This window comes from Novosphingobium sp. BL-S-32 (assembly GCF_056857055.1).
On the sequence record NZ_CM166476.1, the window covers coordinates 1553992 to 1580000 of the forward strand.

General features: G+C 65.5%; 23 protein-coding genes and 1 riboswitch (1 of these 24 running past the window's edge). Of the genes, 8 read left to right on the plus strand and 15 right to left on the minus strand.

Going from position 1 to position 26009, the window contains the following annotated elements; genetic code table 11:
* Positions 1-18: 18 nt before the first annotated feature.
* Positions 19-124, minus strand: a riboswitch (SAM-I-IV-variant riboswitch).
* A gap of 443 nt (positions 125-567) precedes the next feature.
* The 6 genes from AC1VVK_RS07125 to ykgO form a co-directional block, all read right to left on the minus strand.
* Complete coding sequence (locus tag AC1VVK_RS07125; RefSeq protein ID WP_482904926.1) at positions 568-1338, minus strand: proteasome-type protease; 771 nt, start codon at positions 1336-1338, stop codon at positions 568-570.
* Positions 1339-1397: 59 nt separating this feature from the next.
* Positions 1398-2261 carry a transglutaminase family protein gene (locus AC1VVK_RS07130; RefSeq protein WP_482904927.1) on the minus strand — a complete coding sequence of 288 codons (864 nt, stop codon included), beginning with the start codon at positions 2259-2261 and terminating at the stop codon, positions 1398-1400.
* A gap of 13 nt (positions 2262-2274) precedes the next feature.
* Positions 2275-3222, minus strand: a complete 948-nt coding sequence (locus AC1VVK_RS07135) for an alpha-E domain-containing protein (RefSeq protein WP_132387358.1) — start codon at positions 3220-3222, stop codon at positions 2275-2277.
* Positions 3222-4658: a circularly permuted type 2 ATP-grasp protein gene (locus AC1VVK_RS07140; protein ID WP_132387360.1), complete on the minus strand. Its 1437-nt coding sequence runs from the start codon at positions 4656-4658 to the stop codon at positions 3222-3224. The genes AC1VVK_RS07135 and AC1VVK_RS07140 overlap by 1 nt, the downstream gene beginning before the upstream one ends.
* Before the next feature lie 139 nt (positions 4659-4797).
* Positions 4798-5442 (minus strand): HAD family hydrolase, encoded by a 645-nt coding sequence (locus AC1VVK_RS07145; protein ID WP_482904928.1) that lies wholly within the window; start codon positions 5440-5442, stop codon positions 4798-4800.
* Between the two features lie 95 nt (positions 5443-5537).
* Positions 5538-5663: a type B 50S ribosomal protein L36 gene (gene ykgO, locus AC1VVK_RS07150; RefSeq protein WP_029724010.1), complete on the minus strand. Its 126-nt coding sequence runs from the start codon at positions 5661-5663 to the stop codon at positions 5538-5540.
* 261 nt (positions 5664-5924) lie between these two features.
* Here ykgO and AC1VVK_RS07155 point away from each other — a divergent pair, with 261 nt between their 5' ends.
* From AC1VVK_RS07155 to AC1VVK_RS07165, 3 genes are all read left to right on the plus strand, one after another.
* Positions 5925-6668, plus strand: a complete 744-nt coding sequence (locus tag AC1VVK_RS07155; protein WP_132387364.1) for a DUF4136 domain-containing protein — start codon at positions 5925-5927, stop codon at positions 6666-6668.
* 71 nt (positions 6669-6739) lie between these two features.
* Positions 6740-7354 carry a DUF4136 domain-containing protein gene (locus AC1VVK_RS07160; protein ID WP_482904929.1) on the plus strand — a complete coding sequence of 205 codons (615 nt, stop codon included), beginning with the start codon at positions 6740-6742 and terminating at the stop codon, positions 7352-7354.
* A complete protein-coding gene (locus tag AC1VVK_RS07165; RefSeq protein ID WP_482904930.1) occupies positions 7351-8499 on the plus strand; it encodes a M14 family metallopeptidase in 1149 nt (382 codons plus the stop codon). The genes AC1VVK_RS07160 and AC1VVK_RS07165 overlap by 4 nt, the downstream gene beginning before the upstream one ends.
* Before the next feature lie 326 nt (positions 8500-8825).
* Here the strand turns inward: AC1VVK_RS07165 and AC1VVK_RS07170 are convergent, their stop codons facing one another.
* The 4 genes from AC1VVK_RS07170 to AC1VVK_RS07185 all read right to left on the minus strand — a co-directional run bounded on the left by AC1VVK_RS07170 (position 8826) and on the right by AC1VVK_RS07185 (position 11286).
* Positions 8826-9458, minus strand: a complete 633-nt coding sequence (locus tag AC1VVK_RS07170; protein WP_132387370.1) for an RBBP9/YdeN family alpha/beta hydrolase — start codon at positions 9456-9458, stop codon at positions 8826-8828.
* Positions 9459-9639: 181 nt separating this feature from the next.
* Positions 9640-10080 (minus strand): cytidine deaminase, encoded by a 441-nt coding sequence (locus AC1VVK_RS07175; protein WP_132387372.1) that lies wholly within the window; start codon positions 10078-10080, stop codon positions 9640-9642.
* Entirely contained in the window at positions 10077-10790 is a 714-nt protein-coding gene (locus AC1VVK_RS07180; protein ID WP_132387374.1) for a glycoside hydrolase family 25 protein, read from the minus strand. Before AC1VVK_RS07180 ends, AC1VVK_RS07175 begins: the two co-directional genes overlap by 4 nt.
* A 13-nt stretch (positions 10791-10803) precedes the next feature.
* Positions 10804-11286, minus strand: coding sequence for a UPF0262 family protein (locus AC1VVK_RS07185; protein ID WP_132387375.1), 483 nt, complete (start codon positions 11284-11286; stop codon positions 10804-10806).
* Positions 11287-11601: 315 nt separating this feature from the next.
* Between AC1VVK_RS07185 and AC1VVK_RS07190 the strand changes: the two genes are divergently transcribed.
* Entirely contained in the window at positions 11602-13113 is a 1512-nt protein-coding gene (locus AC1VVK_RS07190; RefSeq protein ID WP_132387377.1) for a replicative DNA helicase, read from the plus strand.
* A 4-nt stretch (positions 13114-13117) separates the two neighbouring features.
* Positions 13118-13864: an SDR family NAD(P)-dependent oxidoreductase gene (locus tag AC1VVK_RS07195; RefSeq protein WP_482904931.1), complete on the plus strand. Its 747-nt coding sequence runs from the start codon at positions 13118-13120 to the stop codon at positions 13862-13864.
* 2 nt (positions 13865-13866) lie between these two features.
* Here AC1VVK_RS07195 and AC1VVK_RS07200 read toward each other — a convergent pair whose 3' ends face one another.
* Positions 13867-15045 carry an aminotransferase gene (locus AC1VVK_RS07200; RefSeq protein ID WP_482904932.1) on the minus strand — a complete coding sequence of 393 codons (1179 nt, stop codon included), beginning with the start codon at positions 15043-15045 and terminating at the stop codon, positions 13867-13869.
* A 139-nt stretch (positions 15046-15184) separates the two neighbouring features.
* On the opposite strand from AC1VVK_RS07200, the gene AC1VVK_RS07205 reads away from it, so the two are divergent.
* The 3 genes from AC1VVK_RS07205 (at position 15185) to ftsH (ending at position 21454) form a co-directional block, all read left to right on the plus strand.
* Complete coding sequence (locus AC1VVK_RS07205) at positions 15185-17005, plus strand: hydantoinase B/oxoprolinase family protein (RefSeq protein ID WP_482904933.1); 1821 nt, start codon at positions 15185-15187, stop codon at positions 17003-17005.
* Between the two features lie 171 nt (positions 17006-17176).
* A complete protein-coding gene (locus AC1VVK_RS07210) occupies positions 17177-19255 on the plus strand; it encodes a hydantoinase/oxoprolinase family protein (protein WP_482904934.1) in 2079 nt (692 codons plus the stop codon).
* A 267-nt stretch (positions 19256-19522) separates the two neighbouring features.
* Positions 19523-21454: an ATP-dependent zinc metalloprotease FtsH gene (ftsH, locus tag AC1VVK_RS07215; protein ID WP_482904935.1), complete on the plus strand. Its 1932-nt coding sequence runs from the start codon at positions 19523-19525 to the stop codon at positions 21452-21454.
* 523 nt (positions 21455-21977) lie between these two features.
* Here ftsH and AC1VVK_RS07220 read toward each other — a convergent pair.
* From AC1VVK_RS07220 to AC1VVK_RS07235, 4 genes are all read right to left on the minus strand, one after another.
* A complete protein-coding gene (locus AC1VVK_RS07220; protein ID WP_482904936.1) occupies positions 21978-23027 on the minus strand; it encodes a DUF3667 domain-containing protein in 1050 nt (349 codons plus the stop codon).
* A 115-nt stretch (positions 23028-23142) separates the two neighbouring features.
* Positions 23143-23940: a ParA family protein gene (locus AC1VVK_RS07225; protein ID WP_482904937.1), complete on the minus strand. Its 798-nt coding sequence runs from the start codon at positions 23938-23940 to the stop codon at positions 23143-23145.
* 137 nt (positions 23941-24077) lie between these two features.
* Positions 24078-24422 carry a DNA-directed RNA polymerase subunit omega gene (gene rpoZ, locus AC1VVK_RS07230; RefSeq protein ID WP_132387391.1) on the minus strand — a complete coding sequence of 115 codons (345 nt, stop codon included), beginning with the start codon at positions 24420-24422 and terminating at the stop codon, positions 24078-24080.
* Positions 24423-24659: 237 nt separating this feature from the next.
* Positions 24660-26009 carry the 3' portion of a M28 family metallopeptidase gene (locus tag AC1VVK_RS07235; RefSeq protein ID WP_482904938.1) on the minus strand. It continues 330 nt past the right edge of the window, so 1350 of the gene's 1680 nt are visible here — the last part of the coding sequence; its start codon lies off the right edge, out of view; it ends in the stop codon at positions 24660-24662.

The window sequence follows — 26009 nt, forward strand, 5'->3', positions numbered from 1 at the left end:
GGGATCGACGCTTTGTGGCTTGCTCCGCTTGGTTGCCGGCTGGGCCACATCCTCCTTGCGGAGTGCCACCTTGCCCGGATCGGCAGGTTGGCGTTGGGCGTCGCCCCAACTCTTGATGCTGGGATTCTCCTACGTTGCCGTGCCGCGTTTCGCAACGGGCAGTTTGTCATGTGAGGCAGAATCCGCGCCTGCGCGAGGGTGAGAGCATGGTGTCGCTTTACCCGTCCGCCCTGCTCACCCCGAACCACCACCCACCCCGCTCATCCTGAGCCTGTCGAAGGATGTCGCGCCACGCCTCCGGGGCTTCGACAAGCTCAGCCTGAGCGGGTCCGAAGGGTTTGGTGAGGGAGATCGGATGGAGCGTCCGGGCGTTCGGATCCCCGCTCCGATCATCCTGAACCATCACCCGTTCGCTCCCCCGAACCATCACCCAACCCCGCTCATCCTGAGCCTGTCGAAGGATGTCGCACCACGCCTCAGGGGGCTTCGACAAGCTCAGCCTGAGCGGGTCTGAAAGGTTGGTGCAAGGAATCAGAGGAGCGTGGGAAAGTTCATGTCCCGCGCCAATCAGGCCGCAGCGTCTTTCAGCTTGCCGTCCTCACCCAGCGCATAGTTCGGCAGCCCGTCGAGCGCATGCCGCAGGGCCTCGCCCCAACTGTCCGAAATCGACTGGTAATAAGGATCGCCCGCCTCGATCCGGCGCTCGTGCAGCGGGGCGAACTTGTCGTTCTCCAGCACCAGCAGGTCCAACGGCATGCCGACCGAGAGATTGGCCTTCACCGTCGAATCGAACGAAACGCAGAGCAGCTTCACCGCCGCCTCGAACGTCATCGCGCGGTCGTAGCCGCGAATCAGGATCGGGCGGCCGTACTTGGTCTCGCCGATCTGGAAGAACGGCGTATCGAAGCTGGCTTCGATGAAGTTGCCTTCGGGGTAGATCAGGAACAGGCGCGGCTCCATCCCCTTGATCTGGCCCGCCACGATGATCGAGGCGCTGAACGTGCCCGAGGCCGCGTTCTGGCCGTTGTCGGCCGCGCGTTCGGTGATGATGTCCTGAAGCAGGTTGCCGACGATCGTGGCCACCTGGAACATGGTCGGCGCTTCCAGCAGCGAATTGTGCCGTTCCGCCGGGGCCTTGTTGCGTTCCTCAAGCTGGCTGACCACCGCCTGCGTGGTGGCAAGATTACCCGCCGTCATCAGGGTGATGATGCGTTCGCCGGGGATGTTCCAGCGGTACATCTTCCGGAAGGTCGAAATATTGTCGACCCCGGAATTGGTGCGGGTATCGCTCATCAGCACGAGCCCGCGGTCCAGCATCATGCCCACGCAATAAGTCACGCTACGCCCCGATCACGTTCCGTTCCCCGCGTCCTGTCCTGTTCGGGGGAACGCGGCCCTCAGCCGCGCTGTTGTTGCTGCCCTCCGGCCGAGGACTGCTGTTGTTGCTGCTGACCTAGCACTTTCTCGCCCACCGACAAACGCACTTCGAGGCGGCTATCCCCACCTCCCATGGCAATGCCGGTCACCGGCGCCGCCTCGCCATAGTCACAGCCGGTCGCCACACGGATATAGCGCTCGTCCGGGCACATGGCATTGGCAACGTCGAAGCCCACCCAGCCTAGCCCCGTCACATATGCTTCGGCCCAGCCGTGCCCGGCCTCCTGCTCCTCGCGGTCGTTCATCTTCAGGTAGCCGCCGACATAGCGCACCGGAATGTCGAGCAGCCGTCCGGCCGAGATGAAGGCATGCGCCTGATCCTGACACACGCCCTTGCCCGCCGCGAGCGCTTCCTCGGCCGTGGTCTTCGCATCGGTGGCGCCGGGAACGTAGGCGATCCGCTCGGCCACCTTGCGCGACAGCGCGTGGAGGAATTCCAGCGGGTCCCGCGGGTCGGCATCGACATCCTCGACCAGCGCGCGCACGCGCGGTCCCGCGCGGGTGAGCCGGGTTGGCCGCAGGAACGTCCAGAGCGGCATCAGGCCGGTATGGTTGCCGGTGATCCCGTTGTTGTCGCTGGTGCGCACGGTGCCCCGGCACTGCACGACCACTTCATCCGCCCCCGGCGCGATCGAGACCAGCGTGGTGTGGCTGTCATGATGATCGTGGTAATCCGCCTCGGTCCGGGCGCCGGTGAGATCCATGATCCAGTCGACCACCTCCTGCCCATGCGTGGTCTTTGGCCGGAGTTTGAGCCGCTGAAGACCATGCGTGACCGGCGTGTCGAACGTGTAGCGGGTGGTGTGGGTCACGGTCAGCAGCACGGGACTGTCCCTTCTACTCGATGAAGCGATAATCGGCGGCAATGGCCGCGCCAAGGCGGTTGGTCTTGCCGATGAAGTCCTGCAGGAATTCGTGCAGGCCGGTCTCGAAAATGTCCTCGATCGCGGTCTGGTGGAGCGCCGCGCCGGTCTCTCGCAGCAGTTCGTGGGCCGAGGTTTCCTCGCCATATTCCTTGGCGAGCCCGGCCATGTTGCTGCGCAGCTTTTCATAGCAGAACACCAGACTGCGCGGGAACTGACCGTCGAGGATCAGGAACCGCGCGATCCCGCGCGGGTCCATGGCGCCCGCATTCAGCCACGAATAGGCGCGGTTGCCCGCCACCGAGCGCAGCAGCGTGTCCCACTGCACATTGTCGAGGCTGGACCCCACCCAGGCCACCGAGGGCAGCAGCACGTAGTATTTCACGTCCAGAATGCGCGCGGTGCTGTCCGCCCGTTCGATGAACGTGCCGATCCGCGCGAAGTTGAACACCTCGTTACGCAGCATCGTGCCTTCCAGCGCGCCGCGCACCAGAGTGCCCTGACGGCGGATCGCGGTGAGCACTTCGCCCAGATTCGCTTCGCGCACCGGGCGCGAAAGCAGTTCGGACAGGATCATCCACCCTTCGTTGGTGGCTTCCCAGACCGAATTGGTCAGGCTGGTGCGGACCATGCGTGCATTCGTGCGCGCATTCTCGATCATGCGCAGGACCGAGGCGGGATTGTCCTTCTCGCGCAGCAGGTAGTTGAACACCTGCGGGCCGCCGAAGTCCGAATGGCGCGCGGCATAGTCGTCCACTTGCCCGGTGGTGGTGAGGACCGATTTCCACTCCTCATCCTGCGCATGCTTGTCGCTGCGCGTGAGGGCCAGGTGGAAACCCACGTCGATCAGCCGCGCGGTATTCTCCGCCCGCTCAAGGTAGCGGCTCATCCAGTAAACGCCGTTGGCAGCACGTCCGAGCATTATTCGTCCAGTACCCAGGTATCCTTGGTGCCGCCGCCTTGCGACGAATTCACCACCAGCGAGCCCTTTTTCAGCGCCACGCGGGTGAGCCCGCCCGGCGTGATGTCGATTCCGTCGGGAGAGACCAGGACATAGGGCCGCAGGTCCACATGGCGCGGCGAGAGGCCGGCCTTGGTGAAGATCGGCACGGTGGAAAGCGACAGCGTGGGCTGCGCGATGTAGTTATGCGGCTTGGCGCGCAGCTTGGCCTCGAAGGCGGCCAGTTCCTTCTTCGAGGAGGTCGGCCCGATCAGCATGCCGTAGCCGCCGGAGCCGTGCACTTCCTTGACGACCAGCTCCGCCAGATTGTCGAGCACATAGGCCAGCGAATCGGGTTCCGAGCAGCGCCAGGTCGGCACATTGGGCAGGATCGGTTTCTCGCCCGTGTAGAATTCCACGATCTCCGGCATGTAGCTGTAGATCGCCTTATCGTCGGCGATGCCGGTGCCCGGCGCATTGGCGATCGTGATGCCGCCCGAACGGTAGACATCCATGATCCCGGCAATGCCCAGCACCGAATCGGGCTGGAAGGTCAGCGGATCGAGATAGTCGTCATCCACCCGGCGGTAGATCACGTCGATCGCCTTGTAGCCGGTGGTGGTGCGCATGGCGACGCGGCCGTCCACCACGCGCAGGTCCCTGCCCTCCACCAGTTCCGCGCCCATCTGGTCGGCCAGAAAGGCATGTTCGAAATAGGCCGAATTGTAGATGCCCGGCGTCAGCACCGCCACGGTCGGCCGGCCCGATCCCTTGAAGGCGGGCGGCGCGCAGGCGCGCAAGCTGCGGGCCAGCCGGCGCGGATAATCGGAAACGGGGCGCACCGGAACCTTGGTGAAGAGTTCCGGGAACATCGCCATCATCGTCTCGCGGTTCTCCAGCATGTAGGAGACCCCGGAAGGCGTGCGGGCATTGTCTTCCAGCACCATGAAATCGTCCTCGCCGGTGCGGACAAGGTCGATGCCGACGATATGGGTATAGACGCCGCCGGGCGGGGTCATGCCGATCATCTGCGGCAGGAACGCCACATTCTCACGCAAGGCGTGGACCGGCAGGCGGCCCGAGCGGACGATTTCCTGACGGTGGTAGAGGTCCTGCAGGAAGGCGTTGAGCGCGCGCACGCGCTGTTCGATGCCGCGCGTGAGCTTGCGCCATTCGCGCGCCGTGATGATGCGGGGAATAAGATCGAAGGGGATCAGCCGCTCTTCAGCGGCCTCATCGCCATAGACATTGAAAGTAATGCCGATCCGGCGAAAGAAGCGTTCGGCTTCGCCATGCTGGCGTTTGAACCAGGTCTTGTCCTGCGAATCGTACCACTGACTGAGATCTTCGTAGGCAGGCCGAACGGACCCGTCCGCGTTGAGCATTTCGTCGAAGTTCGTTCCGCCCGCAGCCGACATTGTGACTCCCTGTTGACCATGTGATGCAACAAGGATTCGCACTTGCCAAGCGGTTACGCTGCAAGTGCGAAGAAAAATTTTTACCCTGTGGGCGCGAGCCGGGAACTATTCGGTCGCCGCAGCGGCTTGCGGGGCAACTTCACCCCAGCAGGCCGCGCTCGTCGAGATCCGCGCGCAAGGCTTCCGCATTGTGGAAGTGATGGACCTGCCAGCCGAGCGCCCGGGCGCCGGCGATGTTGTCGGCATTGTCGTCGATGAACAGCATCGCCTCCGGCGCGTGGCCGAAGCGGCGCGCGGCAAGGTCGAAGATGGCGCGGTGCGGCTTGATCAGCTTCTCATCGCCCGAAACGACCACATCGCCGAACAGGTCGAACAGCGGTTCGCTTGCACGGTATTCGCGCCAGAACGTGCTGGCGAAATTGGTGATGGCGAACAGCGGCGTACCGCGCGCCGCAAGCTCGCGCACGATCTCGTGGCTGCCGGGCACATTGCCGGGAATCGTTTCGAGGAAGCGCGTGGCGTAAGCGTCGATCAGCGCGTCATGGCCGGGAAACTCGGCCTTGCGGGCGGCGATCAGCTCGCCAAGATCGCCCCCGGCGTCATGCGCGGAATGCCATTCCTCGGTGATGACCTCGGAACAGAACCAGTCGAGCTTTTCCGGATCGTCGATCAGCTTCGCGAACAGCGCTCCGCGCATGTCCCATTGGACAAGCACGCGGCCGACATCGAACACGACGGCTTCGACCGGCGCGGCATCTTGCGCTTTCGCGCGTTGATCGGACATGACAAGACCCCCGCTTGTGGCGGGGGTCTGCTGTCGTCGCGATAGACCGTCCGCCTTGTGGTCCCCGCCCATCGGGCAGGGACAGGCAGAACGAATCAGCCCTGGCGAGCCTTGAAGCGACGATTGGTCTTGTTGATGACGTAAGTACGGCCGCGACGACGGATCACGCGGTTGTCCCGGTGGCGACCCTTGAGCGACTTCAGGCTGTTCACAATCTTCATGGTTCGTCTCGTCTTGGTGGTTCGGCGGTTGTTCCAACAGCAACTGGGCCGCCGCCAGAAATTTGAAGTGGCGCCGTTAGTGCCAGCGGGTTGCAAAGTCAAGCGGGAGAGCCCATTCCCTCACCTCGAACTTGCCCCGAATGCCCGGGATCCGGCACCGTTTTGCGTCCATACACTCCGTTCATCGCGGGGCAATGGCAACGGCCGGATAACCTGAGAACGGGTGCGACCCAACCGATTCTTTCGGACACAAGAACACCGATGCACACGCTTAAAGCCGCGATTCTCGCCTCCGGCATGGTCCTCGTTCTCGCTGCGTCTTCCGCTCAGGCCCAACCCGGTTGGGGTGGTGGTTGGGGCTCGCGCTGGGGTGGCGGCTATGGTTCGGGATGGGGCGACCCGCTGATGGGCGGGCCGGTCGGTTCGCCTATCAACAACCGCAACAGCCGGGATCCGCGCGAAGGCCGCGTCGAAGTCAGCCGATTCGCGGCGCAAGGCCCCGAAGCGGGCGAACTGGGCCACGGCCCCGTCACTGTCAGCTCCGAATCGGGTGACGGCCCCTGGGTCGCCGGTCCCGAACGCGCGCGCTACGAAGCGGCGATCATCGACGCTCTCGTCGGCGCCGGTTACGACACCCAGACCAAGGCCGACACCGGCGGGCAGGACGTTCAGCTCAAGATCACCCGGCAGGTGCTCACCCCGGCCGAGGAGAAGCGCAGCCCGGTCAGCGGCACCGCCGCGATGGGCGTCAGCAATCGCGGCTCTGCCTATGGCCTTGCCGTGAATGTGGACCTCAGCAAGCCGCGCAGCGCGCTCATCAGCACCCGGCTCGACACCCGCATCGTCGACAAGGCGAGCGGCAAGGTGCTGTGGGAAGGCTATGCCACCATCGCCACGCGCGAAGGGGACAACAACTGGCCCGACGACCGCATTGCCGGCAAGCTGGCCAGCGCCCTGTTCGACGGCTTCCCCAAAGCGGACCCGGTTCCCGGCGCGGCTGGTTGAACGGCGCCTGATCGGTCTGGCTCCCGGCGACATGAAGGGTTATCGTGTAACCACTTAGCCGGAGAGCCCTGATGACCCGAAGCGCCCGCCCCCTCCTTGCCGCCGTGTTTCTTGCGGGTGCACTCGCGCTCGGCGGCTGCGCCGCGCAAGTCGGCCCGGTGGAGGTCACGCGGTTCATCGCGCCTGACGCTCCGGCGCTGGGCAGCGGCGTGATCCGCGTCGACGCCGGCCCCGGCCAGGACGCATCCAGCCTTGAATTCCGCGCTTATGCGACTGCCGTGGAGCAGGAACTGGCCCGCATCGGCTTCCGGCAGGCGCTGCCGGGCGAGGCCGCCTCCGATCCGCAAGTCGCCGTGCTGACAGTGGAACGGCGCGTGATCCAGCCGGGAAGTTCGGGCACCCCCGTCTCGGTCGCGGGCCTTGGCAGCACCGGGACTTACGGTTCGGGCGTGGGCATAGGCGTGGGCATCAACTTGTCCGGCCGCCCCTCCGATCAGGTCGAGACACGGATGCAGGTGATGATTCGGGACCGTCCCGGCGGCCGCACCCTCTGGGAAGGCCGCGCCGCCTTCACGGTGAGTTCCAAGTCGCCGATGGCGCAAACCTCGCTTGGCGCGGCAAAAATGGCCGAGGCCCTGTTCAAGGGGTTCCCGGGCAAGTCGGGCGAAACTATCCTGGTGCAATGAGCAGCATCCAGATTCATTCCGCATTCGATTCCGGCAACATCGAAGTCCTCTCCACCGAAAGCACGTCAGCACGCCTCGCGATCCGGCGGGACAAGGATTCGGAGTTCTTCCAGTGGTTCCACTTCCGCGTCAGCGGCGATGGCATCGCCGGCAAGGAACTCGAACTGAAGATCACCGGGCTGAACGGTTCGGCCTATCCCGGCGGCTGGCCGAACTATCGGGCGCGCGTCACGGAAGACCGCCAGTACTGGGGCCTTGCCGACACATCGTGGGACGCGGGCGAGGACAACGGCACGCTGACCATCCGCTATACCCCGGTGGGCGACATCGCCTGGTTCGCCTATTTCGCGCCCTATTCGATGGAGCGCCACCACACCCTGATCGCCGACGTATCGAGCAGCGAAGGCGTGTCCAGCCGCTGCCTTGGCACCACGCTGGACGGCCAGCCGATCGACTGCCTCGAAATGGGCGAAGGCGCGCTGGAAGTCTGGCTCTACGCCCGCCAGCATCCCGGCGAATCGATGGCCGAGTGGTGGATGGAAGGCGCGCTGGCGGTGCTGGCCGATCCCACCGATTCGGTCGGCCGCGAGCTGCGCAAGCGCTGCCGCTTCCACGTGGTGCCCAACATGAACCCGGACGGCTCGACGCGCGGGCACCTGCGCACCAATGCCATGGGCGTGAATCTCAACCGTGAATGGGAAAACCCCACCGCCGAAAAGTCCCCCGAAGTGCTCGCCGTGCGCGGCGCGATGGACGAGACCGGTGTCGACTTCGCGATGGACGTCCATGGTGACGAGGCGATTTCCGCCGTGTTCCTCGCCGGGTTCGAAGGCATTCCGGGCCTGCGCCCCGGCCAGAAGGAAGGTTACGACCGCTTCGGCGAGATCCTCGACCGCCGCACGCCCGACTTCCAGCGCAAGCAGGGCTATCCGGTCGCCGCGCCGGGCAAGTCTAACCTGACGATGTCCACCAACCAGCTGGCGGAGCGCTACGGCGCGGTTTCGATGACGCTGGAAATGCCTTTCAAGGACCACGACGACGCCGCCGACCCGTATCAGGGCTGGAGCGCCGAGCGTTCGGCCCAGCTCGGCCGCGACTGTATGGGCGCGCTGCTGGAGTGGCTGCTGGAGCGCGAAGGCAAGTAAGGATCTGGGGTAAGGATCAGGGGGCGGCTGGGATTAAGGCCGCCCCCTGATCCTCACACGGCGGACTCAATCAACGCCGCAACTATAAATTTCATTCGCGATGTTCCGGCCCCAATACTCACCGTCGCCCCCGCGAAGGCGGGGGCCCCGCTTTTCTTCGGTTTCACCCGGAGACGCGGAGACGCAGAGAAAACGGTGCGGCAAGATCCCTCTCCGTCTCCGCGTCTCTGCGTGCCCAAAAAGAACAAGCGGGATCCCCGCCTGCGCGGGGATGACGGGTGTGATGGGGCGGCGTTAAGGGCAGCGGCGGAGCGACCCAACTCGCGTCAAATCCCCGCCCACTGCCGTAGCGCCTCGCGCACGGCCAGATTCTCGTCCTGCGTCCAATGAGGGGTCATCGCCCCCGAAGGCACCAGCCCCAGCACGGTCTGGAGCATCATCCAGCCCGAAGCCCAATCGCCGCGCGTATCGTCGCAGACCGGAGACGCGCCCCAGTCCCGCGCCAAGCGAATCACCGAACGCTGCTGCGCGGCCGGGGCGTCCAGATCGCTCACCAGGAACGAGGCAAAGGGCAGCGGCTGACGCGGACAGGCGCCAAAGCGCGAAAGGCGAGGATCGGCGCCCGGAAGGTCCATGTTCGGCGGATTGACCGCAATCGCGCCCAAGACCGGGTTCTCAGGCCCCACGCTTTCGAATTCGACCCACCATGCCAGCGCCAGCGCGGCAATGTCGTCGGTCACGATCACCACCGGCCGGTCGGCGCGGCGGATCGCGAGGTTCAGCTTGTTGACCCAGGTGTTGCGGTGCGGTTCATCCCACATGCCCAGTTCGAGCACGCGGCAATGCTCGCTCCACTGCATCCAGCGCTTCATCCAGTGGCCATCGCGCAGCGGGCCGCCGGGAACCAGAAGAATGAGCGGCAGGTGGTCCTGCTCATGGGGATAGCGGAAGGTGGCCATCGGATTCTCCAGCGATGTTTCAGGAAATCCGCCGGTCGACTCTGTTTACGTCCCGACTGCCCTCACTATAATTCAACCAATTTGGTTGACAATAGGATTCCGACGAAACGACAGCCCGCCGCGCCGCTCCGAAATGGAGCGATGCGCGGGCTGTTCGCGGCCATCCGCAGGAGCGTCGAAATTAGAGGAGGTTAGCGGGCCCGAAGGCGTGCGGCAGCAGTTCGGACAGGCGCATCTCGATCACCCCGTCCTTGCCGTCGCACCAGACCAGCGGATCGGTGCCGCCAAGCTGCGCGATCTCGTTGAGGATCTGGCGGCAGCGGCCGCAGGGGCTCACCGTGTCGCCCTCACCCGGCGCGCCGGGAGCGCCGCCGGTCACGGCCACGGCTTCCAGCCGTCCGCGCGTTTCCGACGAGAGAATCGAGGCCACCGCGACCGTTTCCGCGCAGAGCGAAAGGCCGTAGCTGGCGTTCTCGACATTGGCGCCGGTCACCACCGAACCGTCTGCCATCAGCAGTGCGGCACCGACGTGGAACTTCGAATAGGGCGCATAGGCGCGGCTAGCGGCCTCGCGCGCGGTCGCGAGCAGGGCGTCGCGCTGCTCCGTGCTGAAACTGGTCATGGCTGCACCACTACCCAGCGCAGCCCCCCTTGCGCAATCTCGTTGGCGCGCGCGGCGTTGGCGGTCCACATCGCCCAGGGCCGCCCGGCATAGTCGGGCAGCAGGCGGTCACCGATCAGCCAGAGATTGCGGTCGAACTTCGCCGCCACCCGGTAGCGCGTCTGGAAACGCGGGCTGATCTTGAGGATCACTTCCTTGCCGGTGTGCGTCTCGATCTGGTTGATGAAGGTCATCAACTCGCTCTCGACCTTGGCGTCGGAGACCGGCATCGGGCAATCGTCGGCCAGCATGTCGAGGTCGATCGCGGGGGGCAGCAGGCGATTGTCGCGCGGTACCGTGGTGACGAAGTTGGCCGATTGCGCCTGCGCGGGCTGGCAAGGGTCGTAGCGATGGACCGCGCCGACCTGCAAACCCGCCGCCCGCGCCGCCGCGAAATTGGCCACGAAGCGCTGGTCACGCGCGAAGGCGCTGGCACTGGCATCGACATAGGCAAAGTCCACGCCGATCGCCTTCAGCGACTTCCAGTCGAAATCGCCGTCGTTCGCGCCCACTTCGACGCCTTGCACCGGGAAGGCCTTCCGCTCGGGCTGCCAGTGGCGCACGGTCCACCACGCCCAGCCGCCGCCGATCAGGGCAACCAGCAGCAGCGCGCCGAGAATGCGCCACAGCAGTTGCCTGCGCGAAACCGCGCCAGAAGCAGTCCTTGCCATCGTGAAGCCCCCTTCAGCCCCGGATATGCAGGACGCAGATCAGCGTGAAAAGCCTTCGCGCGGTTGGAAAGTCGGTTTCCACCTTGCCTTCGAGCCGTTCCAGCAGAAGTTCGGCGGCATTGTTGTGGATAGCGCGCCGGGCCATGTCGATCGTCTCGATCTCCTGCGTGGAGGCCTTGCGAATCGCCTGGTAGTAGCTTTCGCAAATCGCGAAGTACTCGCGCACCGGTCGGCGGAAGCGGGCAAGGCCCAGAACCATGGTCTCGATCGGCACCGCAGCATCGTCCGCGATATCCAGCGATAGCCGCCCGTCGCGCACCGACAGGCGCAGGCGATAAGGCCCCGCGAAGCCCGCGTCGAACGCGCGCACGGGCTTGAAGACATTGTCCTCAATGAGATCGAAGATCGCAATGCGCCGTTCCTGCTCGATATCGGCGTTGCGCCACAGGATGGTCGCCTCGTCGAGTTCGATATGCGAGATTCGCGGATCGGCCATGGTTCAAGGGCCTTTACGCGGTTGCGGCATAAACGGGCAAGCCCGCGCGAGAAGAAGAGTCTTTTGTTCGGTGCGCTCGTCACATCCGTGACGAGCTTGCGGCACCAGCCCGCTCCCCCACCCGTCCTCCCAGAGCATATCCCGTAGGGAGATCGGGTGGGGGAGCGGGCTGGTACCGCAGCCATTCGCCGATGCGAATGGCGCACCCAACAAAAAACTCCGGAGCGCCTCCTCCCCATCAACAGCCTGTGGATAGAAATCACCCATACGCGCGCTTGCTGGCCACCGGGCACTTGGGGCATTGTCAAATCCCTCATGTCAGAAGAAGCCCTCATCACCCGCGAGCCTGCGGTCCAAGCCCGCAGCCTGCCCTCGAACGTCGAAGCGGAGGCGGCCTTCCTGGGCGCCGTGCTGATCGACAACCGCGTGATCGAGGAGCTTCAGACCCAACTGGCACCGTCGCATTTCTTCGAGCCGGTCCACACCCGCATCTACGAGCGCATCCTCCAGTTGCTCGATCGCAAGGCCGTGGTCACCCCGGTCACCCTGCGCCCTTATTTCGAGGCGGATGAACAGCTTAAGGCGCTGGGCGGCGTGGCCTACCTCGCGCGCCTCACCGCAGACGGTCAGGGCCTGCTGGCCCCGCGCGAACTGGCGGACCAGATCTATGACCTTGCGCTGCTGCGCGAACTGATCTCGGTGGGCCGCAATCTCGTGGCCGAAGCCATGGACACCTCCGAATCGGTCGAGCCGATGGAGCAGGTGGAACGCGCCGAAGCCGCGCTCTACAAAGTGGCCGAAGGCGCCGCGACCGCCAACGAAGCCAAGAGCTTCGCCGTCGCCACCCGCACCGCGATCGGCGCCATCGAAAAGGCGTTCAATTCGGGCGGCCACATCTCGGGCAAGACCACCGGCCTCACCTCGGTCAACAACAAGATCGGCGGCCTGCACGATTCCGACCTTATCATCCTTGCCGGCCGTCCCGGCATGGGCAAGACCTCGCTCGTCACCAACATCGCCTTCAACGCCTCGGACCGGCTCCAGCGCGATCTGGCGGACGGCATTCCGGTCGAAAAGTCGGTGGGCGCCGCAACCGCGTTCTTCAGCCTCGAAATGAGCGCCGACCAGCTCGCCACGCGTATTCTGGCCGAGCAATCGGGCATCAGCTCCGAAGCGCTGCGCATGGGCAAGATCAGCCGCGAGGACTTCCAGCAGCTGTCCTTCGCCAGCCAGCGTCTGGCCGAACTGCCGCTCTATATCGACGATACGCCCGGCCTCACCATCGCCGGCCTGCGCACGCGCGCACGCCGCCTGAAGCGCCGCCACAACATCGGCCTCGTCATCATCGACTACTTGCAGCTGCTGCAAGGCTCGGGCCGCGCCACCGACAACCGCGTGAACGAAATCTCGGAAATTTCGCGCGGCCTGAAGACGCTCGCCAAGGAACTCCACGTTCCGGTGATCGCGCTCTCGCAGCTTTCGCGTGCGGTGGAATCGCGCGAGGACAAGCGCCCGATGCTGTCCGACCTTCGCGAATCGGGCTCGATCGAACAGGACGCGGACATGGTCTGGTTCGTGTTCCGCGAAGACTACTACGCCAAGGGCGTGGAACCGCGCGCGCCCGGCGACAACGATCCGCCAGACGTGCACGCCAAGTGGAACGAGTGGCGCGAACACATGGAGCGCATCACCGGCCTCTCCGAACTGATCATCGCCAAACAGCGCCACGGTGCCACCGGCAAGGTTCGCCTGCGCTTCGAAGCGCGGATCACGAAGTTCTCGGACCTCGCCGACGACGACATCCGCGCCACGTTCGAAAGCGACTGACCGGATGGCCGGGGACGAGCGGAACGTTCTGCTCCTCGCCGGCGGCAGCGGCTCGATCGGCAGCGCCATCGCCCGCCATGCCCTGATGCAGGGCTGGCAAGTCGCGCTGCATGGCCGCACGGCCGGAAAAGTGGAGGCGCATGTCGCCTCCCTGTCTGCCTATGGTAACGTTCAGGGCATTCTGGCGGACGTTACGGAAGGCGATGCAGCGCAGCGGATCGTCACCGCAGCCGCCGAGCATTACGGCCGGATCGATGCGGTGATCGACTGTATCGCCACGGGCCCAGCCGGTATCGCGGGCCTGTTCACCGACACTTCGCCCGCCGCTTACGGCAGGTTTCTGGACCTCTCGGTAGGCTGGCTGGAACGGCTTGCCCATGCGGCCTATCCCTTTCTTGCGGCGCGCGGCGGCACGCTGATCGGGCTCGTCTCCGACGCCGGAATCCACGCCGCGCCGCGCCAGACCCTGATCGGCGCCGCGCGGGCCGGCGCAATCGGTTTCCTCCGCAATTTCGCCATGGAAGCCGCGCGCGACGGCATTCGCGCGCATGCGATCTCACCCAGCTTCGTCGAAGGCACCGACAGCGCGGTCCGCATGGGATCGGAGCGGATGGCGAAAGCGGCCACGCGCGCCGGACTGGGCCTTCCCACCGCCGACGACATCGCCCCGCTCGCGCTGTTCCTCTGCTCGGAGGGCGCCCGCCGGATCACCGGTCAGGTAATCAGCGTGAACGGCGGCCTCAACGCCTGAAATCAGGCCAGCAACGCCGCGCGGAACCGGGCGAGGCGCAAAACCGCTTCGTCCAGCACTTCGGCAGGCTTGGTGAAGCAGAACCGCACCAGATGTCCGGGCGCCTGCTCGCCCTGATAGAGCGCCGAAACCGGGACCGTCGCCACCCCGGCCTCGACCACCGCGCGCTCGCTGAATGCGCGGTCGGGCAAGGCGATTCCGGATGCCGCAAGGTCCGCCGTGACGAACCATGTCGCCGCATTGGGCAGCACCGCGAAGCCCGCCTCGGCAAGGCCCGCCTTGAGCCGCTCGCACGCGGCGGCCCATTCGGCGCGCTGTCCGTCCAGCACCGCATCCGGCAGCGAAAGCCCCTCGGCCACCGCCCATTGCAGCGGTACGGCGGTGGCATAAGTCAGGAACTGATGCGCGCGCGAGATGGCCGTGGCGAGTTCGCCCGCCGCGATCATCCAGCCGATCTTCCAGCCGGTAAGCCCGAAAATCTTGCCCGCCGAACCGATCTTGATCGTGCGCTCGGCCATGCCCGGATAGTGCATCAGCGAGCGGTGGGGCACGCCGTCGAAGCGCACGTGTTCCCAGACCTCGTCGCTCACGGCAATCAGGTCGTGCTCCACAAAGGCGCGGGCGATCATGTCCAGTTCGGCATGGCTGGCGACCGTCCCTGACGGATTGAGCGGGTCGTTGAACATCACCACGCGCGTACGCGGCGTGATCGTGGCGGCCAGCGCTTCGGCGGTGTAGCGGAAATGCGGCGGGGCCAGCGGGATCGAGACCGGCACGCCCCCGGCCCGGCGCACCAGCGGCGCATAGGCATCGTAGGCGGGCTGGAACAGGATCACCTCGTCCCCCGGACTGACGAAGGTGAAAACGGCCGCAGCCAGCGCCTCCGTCGCGCCCGAGGTTACCGTCACCTGCTCCGGCGCGAGCGCAAGGCCCTGATGCCGCCCGTACCATCCGCAGATCGCCTCGCGCAGTTCGATCAGACCCGCGCCCGGCGGATACTGGTTCGACTTTTCGTGCAAGGCCCGGCTTGCCGCCTCGATCAGCGCGGGCGGCGGCGGGCCATCGGGAAAGCCCTGCCCCAGGTTGATCGCGCCATGCTCGCGCGCCAGTGCCGACATGCGGTCGAACACGGTGCGCTTCATTTCCGCATAGACCGGGTGGATACGGCCAGCTGTCTTCATTCCCGGTACGGCTCCTTATGCGCTCATGGACAAGCCCGGCGCCGGTGTTTCGTGATCTGCATGGGCCGATGCGCTCGCTGTCGAGAAGCGGGCCCTCTCCGCTCCTACCTCGGACAAACCACATGGGAGAGCAAGAGACGTGTCCTACGAGCTGAACCGCAAGCTCGCCGCGCCGCGCGGGCCCCTGCCGACGAGTGCCGAAATCGACCCGGTAACCGGCGACATCATTCGCGGCGCGTTCGAAACGGTCTGTTTCGAGGCTGCGACCTATCTTGGCCGCGCCGCCTCCAGCCCGATCATCAACCAGTCGAACGAGCGCAATGCCGCCATCGTCGATGCCCACGGCCGCCTTGCCATGGGCGCGGTGGGCACGCCGCACCTGACTTTCGTCAACCAGATGGAGACGCGCTGGGGGCTGATGAATCAGGACCGTTACGACTGGGGACCGGGCGACGTCTTCCTGGGCAACGATCCCGATCACGGCGGCGGCCACCTGCCAGATTACTGCATCTACGGCCCGGTCTATGACGACAAAGGCGAGTTGATCTGCATCCAGACGCTGCAGGCGCATCAGGGCGACACCGGCGGCAAGGATCCGGGCGGCTTCTCGCTCGACGCCACCGACGTCTTCACCGAGGGCGTGATCTACCCCTGCCTCAAGCTGGTCCACCGGGGCGAATTGCGCCGCGACGTGTTCGATACGGTGGTGCGCAACAACCGCTTCGCGACTTTCGCAGGCGACATCGCGGCGATGATCGGCGGCGTGCAGCACGCGGTGCGGATGCTGGACGACCTCATCGCCAAGTCGGGCGGGGAGACGATCAAGGCGGCGATCAACCATTCGATCGAACACACCGAGCGCCGCGTGCGCGAGGAAGTGGCGAAATGGCCCGATGGCCGTCACGAAGCGACCGTCTGGATCGACCACGACACCGCGGGGACCAAGGACATCAAAGTCCACGTCGCCTGCACCATCGCCGGGGACCAGCTGACCGTCGACCTTGAGGGCACCGACGACCGGCAGAACCTTGTCGGCGTGTGGAACACTTTCGCCAATTCGCGCAGCTACGTGATGTGTCAGGTGGTCGCGGCGATGGACCCGACGATCGTGAAGAACGAAGGCTTCTTCAACGCAGTCGATATCCTGATTCCCGAAGGCTGCATCGCCCAGCCGCCGCCGAACAAGCCCGCCGCGCTGGGATCGTTCCACCCGGCCTGCGAGATTACCGAGGCGGTCTGCATCGCGCTGTCCAATGTGGCGCCCGAACGGTCTCAGCCCCAGCTCTACAAGATCGGCATGCCCAACATGGTCGTCGGCTTCGACGAGAACGGCATGATGTGGATGGATCAGGGCGTCGACTGCCGATCGATGGACGTTTCGGCGGTGGAAGGACTGGATGGCTGGGGCTCCTGCCCCTCCGCGCTGGGCAGCCTGATCCTGTCCGAAGCGGAGGATGCGGAAAGCCGCTTCCCCATTCTCAACATCAGCCGCGAGATGACCACCGATGGCGGCGGCGCCGGCCAGTGGCGTGGGTGCCCGGGCTCGCTCAACGTCAAGCAGGTGCTGCGGCCGACTTCGGCGATGGCGTGGATGGTTTCGGCCGACCACCCCTTGCGCGGGCTTCGCGGCGGGGACGATGCGATCCCCTATACCAACCGCTTCGAGGTCGGCTCGCCCAACGAGCGCGCCATTCTCCACACCGCGCAGGACCTGCTGCCGGAGGGGGCGGTGATCGCCTACCAGCACGGCGGCGGCGCCGGGTTCGGCCGCCCGCTTCAGCGGGATCCGGAGGCGGTGAAGGAGGATGTGCTCGACGAGTACGTCAGTGTGGAGGCGGCGCGCGCGAAGTACGGCGTGGTGCTGACCGGCAGCCTCGACGACTATTCGCTGGCGGTGGACCACGCCGCCACCGAGGCGCTCAGGGCCGAAATGGCGAGCATGGCCGAGGCGGCGGAATAACGCGCAGATCCTCCCCTGCAAGGGGAGGTGGCAGCCCGCAGGGCTGACGGAGGGGTATCCCCCTCTCGGTGTCGCACTTCATCGAAACCGCGACACCCCTCCACCACCGCTTCGCGGCGGTCCCCCTCCCCTTGCAGGGGAGAACTTTGAAGACGACTTCCGGGAGTGGAAATGACATACCGAGTAGGCATCGACATCGGCGGCACCTTCACCGACTTCGCGCTCCTGAAGGGCGATGAGGTGGTGCTCCACAAGAACCTCTCCACCCCGGAGGACCGATCGCTGGGCGTGATGGAAGGCCTCGGCAAGCTGGCCGAGAAGGAAGGCCTGCCCCTCCCCGAATTCCTCAGCCGCTGCGAGGCGATCGTCCATGGCACGACTGTCGCCGACAACACCCTGATCGAGATGAACGGCGCTCTCACCGGCCTGATCACCACCGAGGGATTCCGCGACGAGATCGAATATCGCCGCGGCTACAAGGAGGATATCTGGGACGTCCGCCTCGAAGCGCCGCAGCAGATCACCCCGCGCCGTCGCCGCCTGACGGTGCCCGAACGCGTGCTGCACGACGGATCGGTCCACAAGGACCTCGACGAAGCGGCGCTGCGCGAAGCCTGCCGCAAGCTGCGGCTGCAGAACGTGGAGGCGGTGGCGATCTCGTTCCTGTTCTCCTTCGTCAATCCGGAGCATGAGCGCCGCGCCAAGGAGATCGTGCGGCAGGAAATCCAGAACGCCTACGTTTCCGCCAGCCACGAAGTGCTGCCCCGCGCGCCGGAGTACGACCGCACTTCCACCACGGTGGTCAACGCCTATGTCGGCCCGCGCGTCACCGGCTATCTCGAACGGCTGGTGCAACGTCTTGGCGAGGGTGGATACCGCAACCAGCTGATGGTCATGCAGGCCTCCGGCGGGGTGATGACCAAAGACTATATCGACGGCGCGCCGATCCGCGTGCTCGCCTCCGGCCCGGCGGGCGGTGTGGTCGGGTCGGCTCATGCGGGCCGCGCGAAGGGCTGCCCTAACCTGCTCTGCGTCGACATGGGCGGCACCAGCTACGACATGGCGCTGGTGCTGAACGGCGAAGCCCCGGCCGAGGCGGGCTGGAACATGCACCACCGCTACCTCGTCGGCGTGCCGATGGTGAAAGTGGAAACACTGGGCGCGGGCGGCGGCTCGATCTGCCACGTCAACAAGGGCGCGCTGGAAGTCGGCCCGCGCTCGGCGGGGTCGGAGCCCGGCCCGATCTGCTACGGACGCGGCGGCACCGAGCCGACCGTGACCGATGCGCTGGTCATGCTGGGCATCCTTTCCACCGAGGAAGGCTTCGCCGGCGGCAGCTTCCGCCTCACCCGCGACGGGGTGGAGGAAGCGTTCCGCAAGATCGCGCAGGAACTCGGTCACGACGATGCGGAACGCGCCGCCTTCGACTGCTGGCGCGTGGTCAACGCCCATATGAGCCAGGGCGTGCGCCGCATCACGGCGGGCAAGGGCATCGATCCCAAGGACCTCGTGATGCTGGCCTATGGCGGAAACGGCCCCGCCTTCGCGGCGATTCAGGCCGAAGACCTTGGCATCCGCAGCGTGCTGGTGCCCAAGGCATCGCCCACCTTCTCGGCCCTCGGCACCCTGGTCGCCAATCCGACCATCGACGAGGAACGCTCCTACATCGCCTCCGCCTCGGCGCTGGATGTCGAACGCATCCGCACGCTGTGGAGCGAACTGTCGGACCGCGCCGCCTACTTCTTCACCGCCGCGCACTTCAACGCGCAGGACATCCGCGCCGATTACCGGCTCAACATGCGCTATCCGGGGCAGAACTTCTCGCTCTCGTTCGACTTCGCCGCCGATACGCCGCTGGGCGACCTGTCCTTTGTCGGAGAGGACTTCGCGGCGCGCGCGATCGAACTGTTCAACGCCCGTCACATGGCCGAATATGGCCACATCCGCGAGCATGAGGTGCCCGAAGTGTCCGGGGTCCGCCTCGCCGCCCATGTCGAGACGCCCTCTCCGGCCGCCGGCGGCGGCTTCACCCCGTCCGGAGCGCCCCCCAAGCCCGATCGCCATCGCCGCGCCAATCTCGGACAGGGCTTCGCGGATATCCCGATCTACCGGGGCAGCGACCTCGCGCCGGGCACGGAAATTCCCTCACCCGCCATCGTGGAGGAAACTTTCACCACTATCGTCGTCTATCCGCGTTGGACGGCGCAAGTGGATGCCGCCGGGGACTATCAACTGGTCCGGACATCCTGATTTACCGCAGCAGGCGGATGTCCGCCCCGGATTCGCACGGGTTCGGCCGCCATCCCGGCGCCGAATGCGCGCCCGAATCCGGTGGCCGGGCGGCGAGAATGGCCCTGATTCTGCGCTTGCTCCACCTTATCTTACCCCAGTGCAGGACGACCCGCGTCGAAAAGCTCGCGACGCGCGGAGGTTTCGATTACAGTGACCATCCTTCGCCAGCTTGCGATTCAAACGCCCGCTCCTACATTGGCGGGTGAAAGGACGGTTTCTCCAACGATGAACGACGACCAGCCTAGCGGCAATCCCTGGGTCAAGAGCCTGCTCGTGTGGGGCGGCATTTTCCTCGCACTCCTGATGGTTGTGTCGATGTTCAACACCCGCGCCGAAAGCGGGCCGACCATCGCCTATTCCGATTTCCGCGCCAAAGTTGCCGAAGGCGGCGTGGCCACTGTGGAGATCGGTGAAGACCGCATCGACGGCAAGCTGAAGAACGGCGATTCGTTCACGACCGTACCGGTCCCGAACGACACCACGCTCACCCAGCTCCTGCAGGACCACGACGTGCGCTATGCCGGCAAGAGCCCTGAAGAGGGCTCGATGCTGGTCTATATCCTCGCGCAGACCCTGCCTTTCCTGCTGATCGTCGGCATCGCGTTCTTCGCGCTGCGGCAGGTCCAGAAGGGCGGCGGCTCCGGCGCGATGGGCTTCGGCAAGTCCAAGGCCAAGCTGCTGACCGAACGCTCGGGACGCGTCACTTTCGACGACGTTGCCGGCATCGACGAAGCGCGCGAGGAGCTGGAGGAAATCGTCGAGTTCCTGCGCGATCCCACCCGCTTCTCGAAGCTGGGCGGCCAGATCCCGAAGGGCGCACTGCTGGTCGGCTCGCCCGGTACCGGCAAGACCCTGCTCGCCCGCGCCATCGCGGGTGAGGCAGGCGTGCCGTTCTTCACGATCTCCGGCTCGGACTTCGTCGAAATGTTCGTCGGCGTCGGCGCAAGCCGCGTGCGCGACATGTTCGAACAGGCCAAGAAGAACGCGCCCTGCATCGTCTTCATCGACGAAATCGACGCGGTCGGCCGCCATCGCGGTCATGGCCTCGGCAATTCGAACGACGAGCGCGAGCAGACGCTGAACCAGCTTCTGGTCGAAATGGACGGCTTCGAGGCCAACGAGGGCATCATCATCATCGCGGCGACCAACCGCCCCGACGTGCTGGACCCCGCGCTGCTGCGTCCCGGCCGCTTCGACCGTCAGGTCGTGGTGCCGGTGCCGGATATCGAAGGCCGCGAGAAGATCCTGGCCGTGCACATGAAGAAGGTGCCGCTGGCGCCCGACGTGAACCCGCGCGTGATCGCGCGCGGCACTCCGGGCTTCTCGGGCGCGGATCTTGCCAACCTCGTGAACGAAGCCGCCTTGCTGGCCGCGCGACGCAACAAGCGCCTCGTCGCCATGCAGGAGTTCGAGGACGCCAAGGATAAGGTCATGATGGGCGCGGAACGCCGCTCCATGGTCATGACCGACGACGAGAAGAAGATGACCGCTTACCACGAGGCCGGCCACGCCATCGTCTCGCTGCATGAGGCGGCTTCGGACCCGATCCACAAGGCCACCATCATCCCGCGCGGCCGCGCGCTGGGCATGGTGATGCGCCTGCCGGAGCGGGACAGCTACTCGTACCACCGCGACAAGATGCTCGCGAACCTCTCGGTCGCCATGGGTGGCCGCGTGGCCGAGGAACTGATCTTCGGGTACGACAAGGTTTCGTCGGGCGCCTCGTCGGACATCCAGTATGCCACCGGTCTGGCCCGCAACATGGTCACCAAGTGGGGCATGTCGGACAAGCTGGGCCCGCTCCAGTACGAGGAACAGCAGGAAGGCTACCTCGGCATGGGCGGCTCGCATCGCCTGATGGCCTCGGACGAGACCAACAAGGTGATCGACAGCGAAATCCGTGGTCTGGTGGACGATGCCCACGCCCGCGCGACGACGCTGCTGAGGGACAATGCCGAGCAGCTTGAAGCGCTGGCGCAGGCTCTGCTGGAATACGAGACGCTTTCGGGCGAAGAGATCGACCGTCTTCTTTCCGAAGGCAAGATCGACCGTCCGAACGAGTCTCGTGGAAACGGCTCGCCGCGTCCGTTGACCGGCTCTGCCATTCCCAAGGCCGGCCGCCGCTATTCCGGCAGCGCGACGCCGCAGGGCGCCTGAACTATCTGATATCGAATACCCGGCCTTCCCCTCGTGGGAAGAATGCAGGAGAGGGCGAGGACGGCGGTGTCCTCGCCCTTTTTTTGTTGGGCGGAGGTTGCCCGGATCCCGGAGGCGCGGCGTGAGGTTTCATCCTTCGACAAGCTCAGGATGAGCGGAGGGGGATTTTCAGATCAGGGGCATGGCCAGTGCCCGCAAGTCCCGCTCAGGCTGAGCCTGTCGAAGCCCTCAGGGGCGCGGCGCGCGGTCCCATCCTTCGACAAGCTCAGGATGAGCGGAGCGCGAAATGGCAAGACTTCGATCATGCCGAGCGCGAACATTCCCTGTCCTTACCCCGTCCCGCCCAGGCTGAGCTTGTCGAAGCCCCCTGAGCCGAGGCGCGAGGCCGCGTCTTTCGACAAGGTGATGAAGGCGCCGTGCGTTTGCGGATCCGGCTTTCGGGCGAACCGCAAAATGGATCCTGAAACAAGTTCAGGATGACGCGGCTCACATGATGCAGGAGCTCTCTTCCCGATCGCAGGCCCTACGTCTGCGCCGTCAGCGCCACAAAGAACAGCAACAGCGCAGTGCAAGCGAAGATCACCAGCAGCGCCGTACGCCACAGCGCGCCGCGACGGGCAAGACCGTAGGTCCCCTTGAGCTGCGCATACATGTGAAACGGCGGAACGAAGAACAGCAGCCCCTCCAGCGTTCCGGCTCCCACCGCGCCGAGCAGCATCGCCACGACCGCCAGCAGCGTCATGAAGCAGATCGAATAGGTCGCGAACACGGTGTGCTCGTAAAGATGGAAGCGGCGGCTGAAGGGAAACAGCAGCCAGAGGAACGGCACCGAGATCGGGATCAGCGCCCAGCTGTATTTGTAGGCATAAGTCTGAAGCTTGTAGGCAGCCAGGTCCGGGTTCTGGCGAAATTTCGCGACGGCCTGCTGGATCGGCCGGATATCGCTGATCTGCTGCACGTCACCGCCGTTCTCGGTGACGGCATCGTGGGTGTCGCGCATCACGCCCAGTGCGGTTTCCTTGCTGTCGATCTCCTTGTCGATCTGGTCCGTGTCCTTGCCCGCGGCGGCGAGGGCTTTGCGCCGCGTCTTGAGGCCGTCGATGCGCTTCTCGCTGGAGGCGATCGCCTTGGCCAGTTCGGTCGGGCTGGTCATCTTCGCTCCCAGATTCTCCGGCTCCTCGGTGGCGTGGAACACGCCGAACATCAGGAAGACGCAGAACAGGAACAGCGCGATGGGCGAAACGTAGCTCGCGCGCCGGCCATCGATATATTCGCGCGTCAGCTTGCCCGGGTGCCGGATGAGCATGGGCAGCGTGCGCCAGATCTTGCCTTCGAAATGGAAGACCCCGTGCATCAGGTCATGGAAAAAGGCGCCGAGCGTGCGGTGGACATGCGCGGCCTGGCCGCAGGCGTGGCAATGCGATCCGACCAGTGCGGTTCCGCAGTTGAGGCAGGCGGATTCGTGCGTGTGCCCCTTGCCGCCGTCCGCGCCCTCGCCCGCATGCGGTTCCACCGCGCGTGCCGCGAAAGCGCCCTGCCCCATATCCGCCAGGCTTTCCGTCAGATCGCTCACCGTTTCCCCCAATGATGTCTGAGGGCTAACCTAACCCGTGTTGGGGGCGGAGAACAACCATTGCGCGTGTGGCATGCCGGGCGGCTGCGAAGCGGCCCGCAATCCGCAGCTTTGCTCAATCCTGCCGTTCGGCCAACTTGGCCTCGATCGCGCGCCAGAGCATCGCGAAAGCCTGCGCCGCCGGGCTGCCCGGCGCAATCGCGCCGACCGGACGTTGCTGCACCGCACATTGCTCGACCACACTGGCATAGGGCACCGCCGGCCAGTTCGGCTGCGCTTCCCGCACCTGCCGATGGAGCGACCGCCGCATGTCGAGCATGGAAAGCACCGGCAGGATCGGCGGATGGCGCTTGGTGGTCCCCGCGATCTCCCGCACCACGAGTTCGAGCGCGCGCGCTGAGAGCGGCGACGGCGGCAACGGCACGATAATCAGATCAGCCGCGCGCGCGACTTGCGCCGAAAGCTCGTTCAGCACCGGCGGACAATCGAGCAGGATGCGTGCGTAATCGGCCGACAGGTCCTCAGCCAGCTTGGCCAGGCGCTTGCGCTTGCCGATGCGCATCAGGTGCGCGTCCAGCGCGCGGATGCTCTCGTCCGCCGGCAGCACGTCCACCAGCGGGTCCGCCGTCTTCTGAATCAATTTGGTGGCTGGCCGGTCGCGCGTGAACACTTCTTCGGCCAGACGCGAGCCTTGCGGTTCAAGACCATAGAGAAAGCCCGATCCACCCGCCGCGTCGAGATCCCAAAGCAGCGTGCGATGGCCCGAGGTCTGCGCCGAGCACCACGCCAGATTGGCCGCGAACGTGGTCTTCCCCACGCCGCCCTTGACGCTGTAGATCGCGATCGTGGCCGAACGCGGCCCCTTCCCCGACGCCCCCGAAGCGTCTTCCCCGGACGCGACAACGGGCCGCACCCTCTTCAGGGCCGGCCCGCTGCTCCCGGCTATCCGGGGCAATCTATGCTTGCCTGCAACCACTCGCAGATGGTTGCCCGCGATCGCGCCGCAGTCAACCCATCAGAGCCGCTACGGATACGATCACTGTGCAGCAATCAACCGTCGTAGTCGCCGCCGATCGAGGTGTTGCGCGTCGGTGCCGAAGCGGTGATGCGCAGGGCCTCTGCCGACTGGCTGAGCGAGCCGACTTCGTCCATCGCATCGTCGTCGTCAGGCAGGACGCGCTGCATCGAGGTGACCAACGATTCCTTGAGTTCGTTCGGACGAACGGTCTGCTCGGCGATTTCGCGCAGGGCAACGACCGGGTTCTTGTCGCGGTCGCGTTCGACGCTGAGTTCGGCGCCGCCCGAAATCTCGCGCGCACGCTGCGCGGCGAGCAGGACGAGATCGAACCGGTTGGGGATCTTGTCGACACAGTCTTCGACAGTAACGCGCGCCATGGGCACTCCGTGAATAAATTCGCTGGATCGGTAAACGCTGCCCGATAGGCCGGGGGGCGCGCAGAGTCAAGAAAACTGCGCACGCCCACCGAACCGATTCGCCTTAGCCGAAGGGGCGCAGCGTCAGTTGCAGGAAGAACTCTGCCCCGGATCGAGCGAGCGCGTGCGAAACATGATTTGTCCGCCACGAAAAACGCCCCGGCATGCATCGATGCCGGGGACGTCGATCAATACCGATCATTTGCGCTGCGCCGCAGTCGCATCCCGGGTCCCGCGGAACTCGCTGTCCTGCGACCAGTTCGGCCAGACGTGACTGTCGGCAAGGCGATCGCCCACATTATACAGCAGCGTCAGGTCGCTGGTCCAACCGCTGGTATCCCAGTTCGGATCGTATTCGTCCGCCGGCTGATGGTACTTGTCGCGGGTATAGGCGTCGGACAGTTCCTTGCCGCGCGCATCGCCGCCATCGACCAGTTCACGGCCCGGACTGAACGAGATCGCCGGCACCCCGCGCTTCGCCATCGAGAAGTGGTCCGAACGGTAGAAGCTGCCGGCCTCCGGGCGCGCGTCAGGGGTATAGTGGCGGCCCAGCTTCTGCCCTTCCTCCGTCAGCATCGTCAGTAGATCGAGCTTCGCCGCGCCCGAGATGCTGAAATTCGTGGTCTTCGCCATCGAGAGCGGGCCGTCCATGTTGATGACACCGGCCGTCGTCGCCAGCGAGCGCAATGGATTGTCGGCATAGTATTCCGAACCGAGCAGGCCCTTTTCCTCGGCCGTCACGGCCAGGAACAGCACGGAGCGTTCGGGCTTGGGCCCCTTGGCGAAAGCGCGCGCCAGTTCGATCAGCGTCGCGGTGCCCGAGGCATTGTCGCGCGCGCCGTTGTAGATGCGGTCGCCCTTCGCGTCGGGCGCGCCGATGCCGAGGTGATCCCAGTGCGCCGAGTAGATGACGGTCTCGTTCGGATACTTCGAACCGGGCAGGATACCGGCCACGTTGTGCGAGGTGATGACGCTGGACTTCACGGCATAGTCCGCGCTCATCGTCGCCTTCAGCGGAATCGGGCGGAAGTCCTTACGGCGCGCGGCTGCTTTGGCGGCATCGAAGTCGACGCCCGAAGCCTTGAGCAATTGCGCGGCCAGGTCCTTCTGGATCCAGCCTTCCATCTGCGTGTGCGCCGAAGTCGGATCGGCGCGGACGATGTCGAACATGGTGTTGGTGTTGGAGTTCTTGACGGTCGCCCAGCCATAGGAGGCCGGCTCGCTCTCATGGACAACCAAGACGCCCGCCGCGCCCTGGCGTGCGGCTTCCTCGTACTTGTAAGTCCAGCGGCCATAATAGGTCATCAGCTTGCCGCCGAAGTCACCCTCACCGCCTTCGAAGTCGGGATCGTTGACCAGGACGACCATGATCTTGCCCTTGAGGTCCACCCCCTTGAAATCGTCCCAGCCCCGCTCGGGCGCCTTCACGCCGTAGCCGACGAAGACCAGCGGCAAGTCCTTGAAGTTAACCTTCGACTGGCCGGTCTCGGCGGCGCGCACGGCGATCTGTTCGCCCTGCGTCAGCGACTGCGCGGTTCCACCAATCGT

Bases quoted from the DNA above. Each gene is read 5' to 3' on its own strand.
- AC1VVK_RS07135 (WP_132387358.1), bottom strand. From the start codon at position 3,222: ATGCTCGGACGTGCTGCCAACGGCGTTTACTGGATGAGCCGCTACCTT.
- AC1VVK_RS07140 (WP_132387360.1), bottom strand. From the start codon at position 4,658: ATGTCGGCTGCGGGCGGAACGAACTTCGACGAAATGCTCAACGCGGAC.
- AC1VVK_RS07145 (WP_482904928.1), bottom strand. From the start codon at position 5,442: ATGTCCGATCAACGCGCGAAAGCGCAAGATGCCGCGCCGGTCGAAGCC.
- ykgO (WP_029724010.1), bottom strand. From the start codon at position 5,663: ATGAAGATTGTGAACAGCCTGAAGTCGCTCAAGGGTCGCCACCGGGAC.
- AC1VVK_RS07155 (WP_132387364.1), top strand. From the start codon at position 5,925: ATGCACACGCTTAAAGCCGCGATTCTCGCCTCCGGCATGGTCCTCGTT.
- AC1VVK_RS07160 (WP_482904929.1), top strand. From the start codon at position 6,740: ATGACCCGAAGCGCCCGCCCCCTCCTTGCCGCCGTGTTTCTTGCGGGT.
- AC1VVK_RS07165 (WP_482904930.1), top strand. From the start codon at position 7,351: ATGAGCAGCATCCAGATTCATTCCGCATTCGATTCCGGCAACATCGAA.
- AC1VVK_RS07170 (WP_132387370.1), bottom strand. From the start codon at position 9,458: ATGGCCACCTTCCGCTATCCCCATGAGCAGGACCACCTGCCGCTCATT.
- AC1VVK_RS07175 (WP_132387372.1), bottom strand. From the start codon at position 10,080: ATGACCAGTTTCAGCACGGAGCAGCGCGACGCCCTGCTCGCGACCGCG.
- AC1VVK_RS07180 (WP_132387374.1), bottom strand. From the start codon at position 10,790: ATGGCAAGGACTGCTTCTGGCGCGGTTTCGCGCAGGCAACTGCTGTGG.
- AC1VVK_RS07185 (WP_132387375.1), bottom strand. From the start codon at position 11,286: ATGGCCGATCCGCGAATCTCGCATATCGAACTCGACGAGGCGACCATC.
- AC1VVK_RS07190 (WP_132387377.1), top strand. From the start codon at position 11,602: ATGTCAGAAGAAGCCCTCATCACCCGCGAGCCTGCGGTCCAAGCCCGC.
- AC1VVK_RS07195 (WP_482904931.1), top strand. From the start codon at position 13,118: ATGGCCGGGGACGAGCGGAACGTTCTGCTCCTCGCCGGCGGCAGCGGC.
- AC1VVK_RS07200 (WP_482904932.1), bottom strand. From the start codon at position 15,045: ATGAAGACAGCTGGCCGTATCCACCCGGTCTATGCGGAAATGAAGCGC.
- AC1VVK_RS07210 (WP_482904934.1), top strand. From the start codon at position 17,177: ATGACATACCGAGTAGGCATCGACATCGGCGGCACCTTCACCGACTTC.
- ftsH (WP_482904935.1), top strand. From the start codon at position 19,523: ATGAACGACGACCAGCCTAGCGGCAATCCCTGGGTCAAGAGCCTGCTC.
- rpoZ (WP_132387391.1), bottom strand. From the start codon at position 24,422: ATGGCGCGCGTTACTGTCGAAGACTGTGTCGACAAGATCCCCAACCGG.